12 protein-coding genes are annotated in these 13,431 nt (G+C 41.7%); all 12 read right to left on the reverse strand.

What is annotated here, in order from left to right:
* Positions 1-21: 21 nt before the first annotated feature.
* The 12 genes from ezrA to MK409_RS04250 all read right to left on the reverse strand — a co-directional run bounded on the left by ezrA (position 22) and on the right by MK409_RS04250 (position 13,385).
* Positions 22-1,749: a septation ring formation regulator EzrA gene (ezrA, locus tag MK409_RS04195; RefSeq protein ID WP_268705441.1), complete on the reverse strand. Its 1,728-nt coding sequence runs from the start codon at positions 1,747-1,749 to the stop codon at positions 22-24.
* Between the two features lie 80 nt (positions 1,750-1,829).
* The gene (gene gyrB / locus MK409_RS04200) at positions 1,830-3,776 is read right to left on the reverse strand and encodes a DNA topoisomerase (ATP-hydrolyzing) subunit B (protein ID WP_070656993.1); all 1,947 of its coding nucleotides are present in this window, start codon (positions 3,774-3,776) and stop codon (positions 1,830-1,832) included.
* 14 nt (positions 3,777-3,790) lie between these two features.
* Complete coding sequence (locus MK409_RS04205) at positions 3,791-4,354, reverse strand: HAD-IA family hydrolase (protein WP_326845908.1); 564 nt, start codon at positions 4,352-4,354, stop codon at positions 3,791-3,793.
* Between the two features lie 84 nt (positions 4,355-4,438).
* Positions 4,439-4,993, reverse strand: a complete 555-nt coding sequence (locus MK409_RS04210; protein WP_268705443.1) for a DJ-1 family glyoxalase III — start codon at positions 4,991-4,993, stop codon at positions 4,439-4,441.
* Positions 4,994-5,003: 10 nt separating this feature from the next.
* Complete coding sequence (locus MK409_RS04215) at positions 5,004-6,227, reverse strand: FtsW/RodA/SpoVE family cell cycle protein (RefSeq protein WP_268705444.1); 1,224 nt, start codon at positions 6,225-6,227, stop codon at positions 5,004-5,006.
* A 5-nt stretch (positions 6,228-6,232) separates the two neighbouring features.
* A complete protein-coding gene (locus MK409_RS04220; RefSeq protein ID WP_419152992.1) occupies positions 6,233-8,722 on the reverse strand; it encodes a bifunctional DnaQ family exonuclease/ATP-dependent helicase in 2,490 nt (829 codons plus the stop codon).
* A 199-nt stretch (positions 8,723-8,921) separates the two neighbouring features.
* The gene (locus MK409_RS04225) at positions 8,922-9,773 is read right to left on the reverse strand and encodes an NAD(P)H-hydrate dehydratase (protein WP_268705446.1); all 852 of its coding nucleotides are present in this window, start codon (positions 9,771-9,773) and stop codon (positions 8,922-8,924) included.
* A gap of 55 nt (positions 9,774-9,828) precedes the next feature.
* Positions 9,829-10,602: an HAD hydrolase family protein gene (locus tag MK409_RS04230; protein WP_268705447.1), complete on the reverse strand. Its 774-nt coding sequence runs from the start codon at positions 10,600-10,602 to the stop codon at positions 9,829-9,831.
* 4 nt (positions 10,603-10,606) lie between these two features.
* Positions 10,607-11,464, reverse strand: a complete 858-nt coding sequence (locus MK409_RS04235; RefSeq protein WP_268705448.1) for a bifunctional methylenetetrahydrofolate dehydrogenase/methenyltetrahydrofolate cyclohydrolase — start codon at positions 11,462-11,464, stop codon at positions 10,607-10,609.
* A gap of 149 nt (positions 11,465-11,613) precedes the next feature.
* On the reverse strand, positions 11,614-11,934 hold the full coding sequence (locus MK409_RS04240; protein WP_268705449.1) for a TfoX/Sxy family protein: 321 nt from the start codon (positions 11,932-11,934) through the stop codon (positions 11,614-11,616).
* A gap of 33 nt (positions 11,935-11,967) precedes the next feature.
* On the reverse strand, positions 11,968-12,702 hold the full coding sequence (locus MK409_RS04245) for an amino acid ABC transporter ATP-binding protein (protein ID WP_143989385.1): 735 nt from the start codon (positions 12,700-12,702) through the stop codon (positions 11,968-11,970).
* On the reverse strand, positions 12,702-13,385 hold the full coding sequence (locus tag MK409_RS04250; RefSeq protein WP_268705450.1) for an amino acid ABC transporter permease: 684 nt from the start codon (positions 13,383-13,385) through the stop codon (positions 12,702-12,704). Before MK409_RS04250 ends, MK409_RS04245 begins: the two co-directional genes overlap by 1 nt.
* Positions 13,386-13,431: the final 46 nt, after the last annotated feature.

Genomic DNA, 13,431 nt, shown 5'->3' on the forward strand with positions numbered 1-13,431 from the left:
AAATCTTCTAAGCTTCTATTTTTAAAAACGAATCGCTTCACGTGTTTTCTCATATGAAGTTACAAAACGGTTTGTAACTCCTGGTTCAGCAACTTCCAAGGCTTGTGAAATTTTTTCAAATGATGCTTGGTAGTCAAACTCTTTTTCAAAAATTTCAAGCGCTTCGTTAAAAGCATCTTGAATACGCTCATCAAATGAACGGTAACGGTTTGAGTATTGCAAGAGTTGCTCAGTCAAGGTTGCATATTGAACGATATCATAGGTTTCTGTTTCAAGTGCTTCCATATCATTTGTTGCAATTTCAAGAATTCGTTTAACCGATTCAATATTCACTTGTGGTTGTTCTAACTCTGCCATCAGATCTTCTGTGTTATGACTTGCAGTAAAGAAAAGTTTCAAGAAACTTTGAGGAATACCTGGCAAGTTTCTCTTCTCCATGTAACGTTTGATAGTATGCAAACGGTTCACATAGACATTTGCTTTTTGGCGAGCATTGAGGTCGTCTTTTTCAATTTGCGCAAGTCGTTCGCTAACAGAGATTTGCTCATCCTCAATATCCTTGAGGTTGCTTTGAAGCATTTCCAACTGTTCTTCAAGAACAGAGTAGGCTTGTGTTGACTCACCTTGATCCTCTGTCACTTCCATGATTGCTGTATCAAGTGCAGCCAATTCTGCTTGAAGACGACGAACATGATTTCCATCACTTTCAGGAAGAAGGTAGGTTTTAGTCAAGCGTTCAAGGTCTTGAACAAGCACCTGATTATTTTCTTTCAAGTGGTTGAGATAAGTTGGTAATGTAGCAAGAAGACTTTCAACTACTTTTTGAGCTGCAATTTCACGAGTGAAGATATCATAAAGCGCATTGATTTCTTCTTGGATGCGATTATTTTCATACTCTGCATTGTCCAATTCCAACTGACGAATATTTTCTTGATTATTTTTCAGAGATTCATGCAAAAGTTGGAAACGAGACTCAATATCTGTTTCTGTAAAGTGGTAGTTGGCATCCAACAGCTTGCGATAGCCTTCTTCCAAATCTGCCAATTGTTCTGGCAGTTCTTTTGTCAAGGTTTCAACAAGAGCTGGAATTCGCTCAACGATGTGTGTCAAAGCGAGAATATGATTTTCAGTATCATCCAAGATTGCTGCAGCTTCAACTGGGTCACCTGATGAGTTCAAGGTAACAAATTGAGAGAATTCTGATTGAATATTTTCCAATTGTTTCTCAATCTCAGGAAGGGCTTTTCCATATTTTTCTGAGTTTTCTGCAACAGTGTGCTGAAGTGTTTCAAACAAGTCCAAAGCATATAGAACACGACCACTGTTTTTAGATTCTTGTTTTTCAAGTTCTGAGAGGGCATTGCGAATAGCTGCAATGTCTTCTTCAATCAAGTCGATTTGGCTCTCAATTTGATCAATTTTGTGTGTTGCTTTAAAGAAACGGAAAGAATTGTTGTAGCTTTCAGCTTCAAAGAGATGGTTTTCAATATCAGCAAATGAGTTAAGTGATAAATCAACCCATTTTTGATTCCATTCACGGAAGGTTACCTGACTTTGACCAATCAAGTGCATGTTTTTAACGGCTTCAACCTCGTCATTAACTGGGAGGTTGTAGAGTTCTTCTTTTCTTTCTTCAAGGGCCGTTAATCGACTTACATTACGCTTACGTAAAAAGATAACTGCTACATAAGCTAGGATCAAAATGACTGCAATCGCAACCATTAGATAAATTAGTTGTCCATTAGACATATCAAACTCCTTTTATACTAGAAACAATCGTAATGATTATATCATATTTTTTAAACCAAGGGAACTATTTCCCACAATTTTTAGACGTCAAGTGTACTATAAACAGCGTTTTCTTCAATAAATTCGCGACGAGGTTCTACTCGATCCCCCATCAACATATCAAAGATCTTATCTGCTTCGGCAGCATCATCTACCGAAACACGCGCCATCAAGCGATGTTCTGGATCCATGGTTGTTTCCCACAATTGGTGGTCATCCATTTCTCCTAAACCTTTATAACGTTGGATGGTTGGTTTTGAACGCCCTTCACTATGACGTGCTAAGGCTTCTTGGAGTTTAATTTCTTGATCCGCACCTGGCTGGATGTATTCTTTAATCTCACTTCCAACTTTAACCCCATAGATCGGCGGTTGGGCAATGTAGACATATCCAGCTTCTAGAATTGGTTTCATATAGCGGTAAATCAGAGTCAGTAAGAGGGTTCGAATGTGGGCTCCATCAACATCGGCATCGGTCATCAAAACGAGTTTTTGGTAACGAGCCTTAGTGACATCAAATTCTGCACCAAATCCTGTTCCCATGGCTGTGAAAAGGCTTCGAATTTCTTCGTTGGCAAGAATTTTGTCCATGCTAGCTTTTTCAACGTTCAAGATCTTACCACGAATTGGCAAGATAGCTTGGAATTCACGGTTACGACCAGATTTGGCTGATCCACCAGCTGAGTCTCCTTCGACGATAAAGAGTTCGGTTTCGGCAGGGTTATTTGATGAGCAGTCTGCTAATTTCCCTGGAAGATTAGAAATTTCCAAGCCAGATTTCTTGCGAGTGACTTCACGCGCACGCTTGGCAGCTACACGAGCCTTGGCAGCCAAAATCCCTTTTTCCACGATGCGCTTGGCAATCTGTGGATTCTCCATGAGGAAATCAGAAAAGGCATCGCTAAAGAGGCGGTTGGTAATCTTAACCACTTCGCTATTTCCCAATTTGGTCTTGGTTTGTCCTTCAAACTGCGGATTTGGATGCTTGACAGAGATCACAGCAGTCAAACCTTCACGAACATCTTCCCCTGTCAGGTTGTCTTCATTGTCTTTTAGCAATTTATTCTTGCGGGCATAATCATTGATAACACGAGTCAGAGCCGTACGGAAACCTTGCTCATGTGTTCCACCTTCATGGGTATGAATGTTATTGGCGAAACTCATGACGTTTTCGTGGTAACCCGTTGTGTACTGCATGGCTACTTCAACAGTAATGTCATCCATTTCACCATCTGTATAGATTGGTTTGTCAAAGATAACATCCTTATTTTCGTTGATATACTCAACGTAGCTAGCAATCCCACCCTCATAATGGTAATGCTTGGTTTGTTCGAGACCTTCACGCTTATCTGTGATTGAAATTCGAAGTCCTCGGTTCAAAAAAGCTAATTCTTGAACACGTTTGTTTAATTTTTCAAAGTCAAATGTTGTTGTTTCTGTAAAAATCTCTGGGTCTGGTGTAAAATGAACGGTTGTTCCTGTTTTATCTGTATCTCCAACGACCTCAAGATCAGCAACAACATGACCACGACGGTATTCTTGGTAATGAATTTTGCCGTTTTTGTGAACATGAACATCTAGTTGCGTTGAAAGAGCGTTTACTACTGATGAACCTACTCCGTGGAGTCCACCTGATACCTTATATCCGCCACCGCCGAATTTTCCTCCAGCGTGAAGAACCGTAAAGACTGTCTCAACAGCAGGACGTCCCGTCTTTTCTTGAATATCAACAGGAATTCCACGACCGTCATCCACAACGGTAATGGAATCATCAGGTTCGATAAAGACTTGGATATGACTCGCAAATCCAGCCAAGGCCTCGTCAATAGAGTTATCAACAATTTCCCAGACTAGGTGGTGAAGACCTTCTTTTGAAGTTGATCCAATATACATACCTGGACGCATACGAACGGCTTCCAGACCTTCTAAAACTTGAATTTGACTGGCATCATAATCCTGTGCCTGTTGGTTTTTGATTTCTTCTGTCATTTTTTTCCTTTTTCTTACATGTCTATTGCTGGTCTCAGTGTTGCAACATTGTCAAAAAGATAGGCATCTAGGCCTGCAGCTTTACCTGCTTCTACGTCAATCTTTCTGTCACCAATGACCAAACCTGATGAGATATGATACTTATCACGTAAATAAATCATGGACTCAGGATCTGGTTTCCGTTTAAAGCCAGAACTAGCAGTCACCACCTCGGTGAAGTAGTTGGCTATCCGGGTCTTAGCAAGAAGTTCTAGCACTTGGTCATTTCGATGAGAAACCAAGAAATGGCGACCACCCTTGTCCGAAATGTCTTTGAGTAATTCTGGAATTCCCTCAAACAAAACTGGATGTTCTAGCTCACGCGCTTCATTTTCTTTGTAGTTCTCTAAAAAATCCTCGATATCTGGTGCAAACTTCTCGATGGCAAAAGCTGTCGAAACCTTCAAGGCTTCGTAGACACGGTCGTGTTCTTGCTCTATTCCATATTGGGCTAAGGTTTCTACAAAGGCTGCAGTAGAAGTCTCATAATTATCCAATAGGGTACCACCTAAATCCCATATATAGTCGTGATATTTCATACCCTTCATTATACCATTTTTTTATGAAAAAAGCGATGATTTCCTAGATTTTTCCAAGTAAAAAACGAGATCCGAACTCTCGTTTTACTGTTGATTTCTAAAGACATCTCGATAGAGCATGCCGACTCGTAAACTTTCGGCATCTCCTCCCAACTGATCCACCAATTCATAGGCAAAGGCAAGGGCTGTTGACGGTCCTCGGCTGGTTGTTAGATTGCCATCCACAACCACTGTTTCCTTTTGGTAAATCCCGTCAGTAATTTGCTTCTGAACACCGTCATAACAGGTAAAGTGTTTGTCTTTTAAAACACCTGCTTGATGGAGGGCGATTGGGGCTGCGCAGATAGCCGAAATCTTCTTTCCTTCTTGGTTAAAGGCTTGAATCTCAGAAATGAGGGCTTGATTATCCCGTAGATTTGCTGATCCAGGCATGCCACCTGGAAGAACGAGCAAGTCATAGTCGGATAAATCACCATCAAAGACACGATCGGCTTTCACCTGAATGTCATGTGATCCTGTCACCTGGTCTTCAAATCCTAGCATATCACAAGAAATATTTGCTCGACGCAAGACATCGACTACTGTCAAGGCTTCGATTTCTTCAAAGCCATTTGCTAAGATAACTGCTACTTTTGCCATAGCGACCTCCTTATTTGATTTGTTTTAGGACGACTTTCTTTCGTTTGAATGGAACTTTTCCACTCTTTTCTTCAGCTAGATTGGTCTGGTAACTCATAGACAAGAGGAGACCGACACCGATGAGGTTACTAATAATAGCGGACCCCCCTTGAGAGATGAAAGGTAAAGGTATCCCAGTCAGAGGAAGCAAGCCTGTCACAGCGCCAATATTTTCAAAGATATGGAAGAGCAGCATCATGATAAAGCCAGTCGAAATATAGGTATAGAACTGGTTATTTGATCTAAGCGTAATCTTCAACATCCGATAGATAAGAAGTAAGTACAAAGCAATGACAAAGACTGATCCTATGAAGCCAAAATCTTCCGCAATCACTGTGAAAATCATATCACTCTCACGTACTGGAATGAGGAGATTGGACACATTGAACCCTTGCCCAAATAAGCCACCACTTCCAATCGCAATTTGCCCTTGCGCCTGTTGGTAAGTTGTTGTTTGCGCAAAGTCAAAGGGATTGAGCCAAGCCAAAATACGGTTAATCTGGTAGGTCGGCATCCCAATCTGGTGCAAGAAAGCACGACCATCTTTACTGATAAAAATCGCTAGGAAGCCTCCTACTGCAGTCACTCCCGTAACAAAAACTGGAATGATAATCTTCCACGAAACGCCTGAAAGGAGCACCATTCCTGCAAAAATAGCTACAAAGACCAAGGCAGTCCCTAAGTCACTTTGTAGGGCTAAAAGAACCAGCACTGGAATAGTAAAGCCAATCATCCAAATAATCAGCAGGAAATCCAAAGGGATGGTTCGGCGCCACTCCTTGTGCTTTTGAGTGAATTGCACAATGACTCGAGCTAATATCAAGATGTAGGAAATCTTCATGAACTCCGATGGCTGAAAGAGTGTCGTTCCACCGATTGATACCCAGTTCTTAGCACCTGTTGACGCTACAAGATTTGGGTTGTAGAAAACAAGAGGGAGGACCATCAAAGCTAGCCCTAGACCATAAAGATAGGGAGTCACCTTCCATAAAAACTCGGTATTGAAGAACATGACGACAAAGCCAATAACAAGCCCTAAAGCAATCCAAGCGATTTGCTGGCCTAGAATTGGTAATACATTATTTGGATAGTCATGACTAACTGCTATATAAATGGCCACTACTCCAATCACCAGTAAACAAAACACTGGTAGGAGGAGGCTATAGTCGACTCGAGAGTCGAAGGAACGTTTCATATTTTTTACCTTTTCTCTTTCTTGGATTTTTCTTTCATTCTATTGCGACGAGATTGGAGAAAATCTGCTACTGCAGACTCTAGCTGTTCTCTAGCAAGAACCCGAACCGTTCTTTCTTTTGACAAGGTTTGGGCGATTTGTTTGCCATAGCGCTTGCTGACAACACGACTGTCTAAGATTACAGCAACCGAACCTTGGTCAGGCCGTCTAACAGTACGACCCAATGCTTGTTTTAGCCGAATAATAGCCATCGGCAATTGATAATCATAGAAGGGATTTTTTCCTTCACGACGTAGTTCTTGGTTTAATTTTTTGGTTAACGGTTCTTGTGGATTTTGGAAAGGCAATCTCGGAATCACTTGAAGTACAAATGGATGGGTTGAAAAATCAACTCCTTCCCAGAAACTACCTGTTCCAAGCAAGATCTGGCGTTCACCTTTTTCAAAACGTTTTTTCAGTTGGCTTGGTTCCCCATTTTTATACTGAGCTAGATGAGGTTGGTCTAGCAAGTCCGAAACTGCCAGTAACATCTCTTTTGAGGTAAACAAAACCAATAAGGGTTCTTGAAATGCTTGTAAACGTCGGATGACAGAAGCCACTTCACTCGCATAGTCAAAAGGCGAAACTTCGGTAACGAGAGGAAAGTCATCAATTAGATAGACTTCTTGTTGCTCCTGTTTTGCTACATCAAGCCTCACAAGCGGAGCATCTGGAAATCCCAATAAATCTGCTAGGGAAACCCGATTGCTGATTTCAAGAGTAGCCGATACTCCTAGGAGCCTACAATCTTCTGGCAATAAGTCTGCTAGTATAAAGCGACCGTTTTTGCTTGAACAAATCAAAACATCCTTACTCGATTTCTCTGCCGTAGCAAGCCAAAATTCACGGTCCGACGTAAAAAAGTTTGCAATCTCTCTATACTCTGGGAGAGCTAACTCTGAAAAATGTTGGCGCAAGTGTTCGAGAGAATCCAACCACTTTCCATTCTTCAGACTTGACTGATACTGCTCCATCAAGTAACGACATTCAAAACCTATACTCTCAAGCAAGCGTTTCTGAATCAAATTTTCCTCTGTCTCCAAGGACTTTTCAATTTGAGTTACAAGATCCTCAAGGCGATAAGCCTGCTGGGCTAGATTTTCAAGAGCTAATAGCATTTTTTGAGCTTCATCCAAGATCAGCAAACGGTTATCGACAAACTCGGGATTGTCCTCCAAACGAGTGACCAGATAGGCATGATTTGTCAAGAGAACACGACTAGTCTTGGCTTTTTCCTGACCTCGTTTCCAAAAATCTTCTGTAGCAAATAGGCTTTTCTTTGAAAGCTTACCATCGTGGACTAGTTCAGGCAGAAAATGCTGATAGCGATAAAGCTGGCCGATTTCGTCCAAGTCACCAATCTCTGTCTCCGTTAGCCAGATGAGCAGTTGCATTTTAAAGCGTGTGAAAAGACGATTGGACTCAGATCGATGGAGAACTCTGTGAAAGGCATCCAGTTTTAAATAATTTTGAGGCCCCTTGAGACTATGGATTTCCAGATGGAAAACCTCTTTTAAACGCTGACCTTCTTCTTGCATGATTTGATTTTGAAGAATTTTGGTCGGAACGCTCACTAAAATTCCAGATTCACTCTCCGAGTTCAAAGCTGGGAGGAGATAGCCGTATGTCTTACCCAATCCCGTTTGAGCTTGGATAAAAGAAGTCTGGTATTCTTCCAATAAGTGCTCAATCTTCTCCGCAAAATCCAGCTGTTGCGGACGCTCCTCCAAGCCCAATAAGGAAATGTTTTTAGCAAAATCTTTGGATAATTTGCGTGGGACTAATGCTTGACTTTCCTTTCTCAGGAAAAGTCCGTGTAGTTCTATCAATTCCGGAGAGGAGAGGAGAGATTGTTGCTGATAGACCTCCTCAATCACTAGATAGCTTTCATAGAGAAGGTTATCTGCAAGGTCTAACAAGCTTTCTAAGAGCCCTTTAGGTAGCTCGAAGAGTTTTTGACGCATGTAAAGCAAGAGTTCTGCTGTTGCCTGAGCATCAGATAGGGCAGTATGGGCCTGTTCTAGTTCAATTCCCAACTCTTGACAAAGAATACCTAAATTGTACTTTTCAAACTGAGGATATAGAACTTGGGCTAATTCAACTGTATCCACCCGCGGTGTGCGCAATTCATATCCTTCAAAAAAGAGGAATTCTGCAAGAAGGTTGGCATCAAACTGTACATTGTGCGCAACAAAAACACCGTCCTTAACCAATTCAAAAATTTTTCCAGCCACCTGAGAAAACTCTGGTGCCGCAGCCAAACGCTGATCGGTCAGACCCGTTAATTCTTTGATATGAGAATCCAAGGGTTCATGGGGATTGACATCAGTCGCATACTGATCGACAATTTCGCCATTCTCAATCACCACAATGCCTACTTGAATAATTTTTGCCTTGCTTCCGGTGCTAGTCGCCTCTAAATCAACAACCACATACCGATCATTTCTCGCATTCATCATTAAAAATTATATCAAAAAAAGCATGATTTGACACCCCTCAACTTTGATAACAATCTCGCTTTTCTTTTGAATTTGAGTAAAAATCAAGACCTTAAAAGTGAGAATTTCTCGCAAGTTCAGCAGTTGCTTGCCAGTTCTGAGATGTTTGAAAAACTTAACAGGATAGTTACATCAATATGAAAAGACAACCAAGGAATTAGTTGCCTTTTTGGGATATTTTTTTCATTTTTTTCGGAAGTGTCTTGCTAATTTCCGTTGGTAAGACAAGATAGTGTTCTTGAGAAAGTTCTTGCGCGATAGCTGAGTGCAGATGGGTCGCTACTACTACGCGTTCATAGAGATTGACATGTGGAAACTGACCTGCAAAACCTGCAATCATCCCAGCCAAAGTATCTCCCATCCCACCAGTTGCTTGATAGGGGCCTCCAACCTCCAGTTGATAGTATTCAGATTTGCCAGTTTGCCAGATACGAGTCGCTGGACCCTTCTCGACTAGAATCGTTCCTTGAGGAAAAGATGAAAGAGCCCTAGCAATCGTCTCTGTATTTTGATGGTCAAGAGCTATACCAGATAGTCTTTCCCATTCCTTTTGGTGGGGAGTTAGGATGATCTGACTAGATGGGAATGGCAAATGACCTTTTGCTAAGATGCCCAAAGCACCACCATCAATAATCAAAATCTGGTCATTTCTGAGCTTATCAAAAACCCGTTTTACAAGTTCTTCTCCGAAGGCATCCTCTCGCAGACCTGGACCCAGCAAGACAACTTCTGCCTTCTCGAACTGTTCCTTTAGTAATGCTTTATCCTTTAGAGAAAAAGCCATGGCTTCAGGTAAATGGCTGTGCAAAGCCGGAATATTCTCCTTATCCGTGCCAACAGTCACCAAACCTGCCCCACTTTTAACAGCTGCAATGGCTGACATGATGATAGCTCCCCCATAAGGATAGGTCCCTCCAAGTAAGAGCAGGCGACCGTAATCTCCCTTATGGCTGTGACGAGAACGTTCCACAATGACTTTTTCTAATAAAGTTTGTTCAATCACTTTCATCGTTATTTCCTCTCACTCCATTATACTATAAAAGGAGGTCCAGACCTCCTTTTATCTATTTTCCCTTAAATTCCGCAAAGGTCTGTAAGATTTTAGCTGCCACTGCTGGAGAAGGTTCTCCTTTTAGCTCAACCGTTTCATCTGTATATGGACTAAGACCAGCAAAATCGCCTATCCGGACAGAGTAGAGAGATGTTTTAAAGAGCTCAATATCGTTTTGGTCATTTCCAAAAGCAATGAAGTTCTCTCCACATAACTTTTCAACAGTTGTCGCCTTATGAGTGTCCAAGGGGTTGACATAAAGACACTTTTCATGCGCATGATAGGACAGATGAGCCTGCCCCAGTCTTTCTAACTGACCAAGCAGGTCATCAAGCAAATCCTCATGGTCTCCCATATAAACGACTACCTTAATCGGAGTACCCAAGTCCTCGAGTTTCTGGTGACGAGCCACCTTTAGGGGATCCACGCTGGAGATAAATGGAATTTTTTCCACAATCTGACCACTATAGTCAAAGCAATCATCTGCAAAGAAAGGGAGATTATAGGTCTGGCAATAATCCACTAGCGCCTGATAAACTCTAGCATCGAGATTTTTCTCATAGATGACTTTCCCCAGATAATAGGCTACGCCTCCATTCAAACCTATGACCAAGCGCTGACTGAGATCGGTACCTAATAAGCCCAAACAATCCCGATATGAGCGAGCTGAGGCAAATACAACCTCATGTCCATAATCGCCAGCCTTTAAAAGAACCTGCTTAATCTCCTCATCTATGGTCATATAGTCAAAAGACAGCGTCCCATCCAGATCAAATACGAATTTCATTTTCCTAATCCTTGTTCAGTGTACGAAGCGTTGCTTCATAGGTTTGCTCCATCAGCATGGTAATGGTCATAGGGCCAACTCCACCAGGTACTGGCGTGATGTGGCTGGCAAGTGGTGCAACGGCATCATAATCCACATCGCCACACAATTTGCCATTCTCATCGCGGTTCATGCCGACATCAATGACCACTGCACCAGGTTTGACAAAGTCAGCTGTGACAAACTTAGCACGACCGATAGCTACAACAAGAATATCTGCTTGCGATGCTACTTGAGCTAGATCTTTTGTACGGGAATGAGTTAGAGTAACAGTAGCATTCTTGTCTAAAAGAAGCTGGGCCATCGGCTTCCCAACGATATTCGAACGACCAATAACGACCGCATTTTTTCCTTCCAGCTCAATCCCATACTCATGAAACATCTCCATAATCCCAGCAGGAGTTGAAGGAATCATAACTGGATGCCCTGACCAAAGACGCCCCATGTTTAGCGGATGAAAACCATCCACATCCTTTTCTGGCTCAATGGCAAACAAAACAGCCTCTTCGTCAATATGTTTAGGTAAAGGCAACTGGACCAAAATCCCATGCCAAGCTGGATCTTGATTGTATTTAGCAATCAAGTCTAACAATTCCGCTTGTGTAATGGTTTCAGGAACTCGCACTACTTCACTATGGAATCCTGCAGCAAGAGCTGACCGTTCCTTGTTGCGAACGTAGACTTGGCTGGCTGGATTGTCCCCAACCAAAATAACCACCAAACCTGGAACTAAACCTGTTTCTTCCTTTAGTTTGGCGGTCTTTTCAGCCAATTGTCCTTGTAACTTAGCTGCAAGAGCCTTCCCATCAATAATCTGTGTCATATCACTTCTCTTTTCTGTCAAATATCCTCTATTATATCAAAAAATGACTTGCCATTCTAACACTTCCTGACTAATAGACCTTATAGTTTGAAACTATAAGAAAAAGCTCTTGTCGAGCTTTTAGTGCCTATTGATATTAGGTAAATCTGTCATGCTTTCTTTTTAACTTTTGGAGCCGGTAAGACTTCATACATATCCCTGATTAGTCTCGCTAGAAATGACTTATCTTCAATGTCTTCTATCAGAATCATCTCCTTAGCTCCTTCATAAGGACGTTCAAGCCTAGTCTGTCCCAATTGATCCATGACCACTTTCACAGGCTTCAGTAACAAACGATTATCATAGATTCCCCCAATAATCTTCCCACGATAATAAAGGATATACTCACCCATCATTTGACGATAACTCATCTCCTCTAGCTCTGAAAACTGATTGAGAATAAAAGCTAAATATTCCTTACTTGAAGCCATGATGCCTACTCCATTTCTTCTAAAAATGAGGTTTTACAAAACCTTACTCAAAAAATCCTTGGTCCGTTGTTCTTGGGTTTGGTCAAAAATCTCCTCTGGCCTTCCATCTTCGACAACAACCCCATCCGCCATAAAGATAACACGGTCTGCCACCTCGCGGGCAAAGCCCATTTCATGCGTCACAATCACCATGGTCATCCCTGACTTGGCAAGGTCTTGCATAACAGCTAGAACTTCTCCAACCATCTCAGGGTCTAAGGCTGAAGTCGGTTCATCAAAGAGCAAAACATCTGGTTCCATAGCAAGTCCACGTGCAATGGCAATCCGTTGTTGCTGCCCACCTGACAAACTCTGTGGATAGGCCGTTGCCTTATCTGGCAAGCCAACTTTTTCTAGCAGTTCCTGTGCTCTCTTCTCCGCAACTTCCTTGCTTTCACCTTTGGTTTTAATTGGTGACAAAGTGATATTTTCCATCACTGTCATATTGGGAAAGAGGTTAAATTGTTGGAATACCATTCCCATCTTTTCACGCATAGCAAAAAGGTCATTTTTCTTATCAGTGATATCAACTCCTTCAAAGATAACCTTGCCTTTACTTGCTTCTTCAAGGAGATTCATCGAACGAAGGAGGGTTGATTTTCCGCTACCCGACGGACCAATAATTACCACGACTTCCCCTCGTTTGATCTCAAGGTCAATCCCTTTCAAGACTTCGTTTTTCCCAAAAGACTTATGCAAGCCTTCAATTTTTATCAAGGTTTCTGTCATTATTTTTTGTCTCCTTGTCCAATATGTTTTTCAAATGCTTTCAACGCCACTGTCAAAACAGAGGTCATAATCAAATAGTAAAAGGCTGCAAATAAAAGGGGAGTCAAGGGTAAATAAGTTGTTGTTGCTACAGTCGTTGCACCATTCCACAACTCCATCACCCCAATCGCTGACAAAAGCGAACTATCCTTGATAATGGTAATAAATTCATTTCCCAATGCTGGCAAAATATTCTTAATTGCCTGTGGTAAAATAACATAACGCATGGCATTTTTCGGACGAATACCGAGAGAATATGCGGCCTCTAACTGCCCTTTAGGAACCGCATTGATCCCCGCACGAACAGTTTCAGACACATAAGCACCACTGTTCATCGAGATAATCAAAATACCTGGAATTAAACGAGAAAGGTCCACACCTAAAATCCCTACTTGAATAGTGGGCGCATCGATATGCATGAGGGCAAAAGCAATCATAATTTGCACCATCATCGGTGTTCCTCGGAAAATCCATACATAGACATTTGCAAACCAGACAAGTGGTTTAAAACGTGAACGTTGAGCAAAGGCCAATAAGACACCTAGAATGGTACCGAAAAAGACTACCAGAATTGAAATCACCACCGTGATAAGAGCACCATAATTAAAATAAGGTAAATACTTTGGTAAAAAGGAAAAATTCATATAAACTCAACTTTCTAAATATTAGATTGTATGATTATAACATGAA

Origin of the sequence: Streptococcus oralis (genome assembly GCF_026782375.1) — a bacterium.
In the GTDB taxonomy this organism is placed as follows: domain Bacteria; phylum Bacillota; class Bacilli; order Lactobacillales; family Streptococcaceae; genus Streptococcus; species Streptococcus oralis_CL.

Coding starts and splice junctions, on each gene's coding strand:
- MK409_RS04205 (WP_326845908.1), bottom strand. CDS start 4,354: ATGAAATATCACGACTATATATGGGATTTAGGTGGTACCCTATTGGAT.
- MK409_RS04225 (WP_268705446.1), bottom strand. CDS start 9,773: ATGAAAGTGATTGAACAAACTTTATTAGAAAAAGTCATTGTGGAACGT.
- MK409_RS04220 (WP_419152992.1), bottom strand. CDS start 8,722: ATGAATGCGAGAAATGATCGGTATGTGGTTGTTGATTTAGAGGCGACT.
- gyrB (WP_070656993.1), bottom strand. CDS start 3,776: ATGACAGAAGAAATCAAAAACCAACAGGCACAGGATTATGATGCCAGT.
- MK409_RS04215 (WP_268705444.1), bottom strand. CDS start 6,227: ATGAAACGTTCCTTCGACTCTCGAGTCGACTATAGCCTCCTCCTACCA.
- MK409_RS04235 (WP_268705448.1), bottom strand. CDS start 11,464: ATGACACAGATTATTGATGGGAAGGCTCTTGCAGCTAAGTTACAAGGA.
- MK409_RS04245 (WP_143989385.1), bottom strand. CDS start 12,702: ATGACAGAAACCTTGATAAAAATTGAAGGCTTGCATAAGTCTTTTGGG.
- ezrA (WP_268705441.1), bottom strand. CDS start 1,749: ATGTCTAATGGACAACTAATTTATCTAATGGTTGCGATTGCAGTCATT.
- MK409_RS04210 (WP_268705443.1), bottom strand. CDS start 4,993: ATGGCAAAAGTAGCAGTTATCTTAGCAAATGGCTTTGAAGAAATCGAA.
- MK409_RS04250 (WP_268705450.1), bottom strand. CDS start 13,385: ATGAATTTTTCCTTTTTACCAAAGTATTTACCTTATTTTAATTATGGT.
- MK409_RS04230 (WP_268705447.1), bottom strand. CDS start 10,602: ATGAAATTCGTATTTGATCTGGATGGGACGCTGTCTTTTGACTATATG.
- MK409_RS04240 (WP_268705449.1), bottom strand. CDS start 11,934: ATGGCTTCAAGTAAGGAATATTTAGCTTTTATTCTCAATCAGTTTTCA.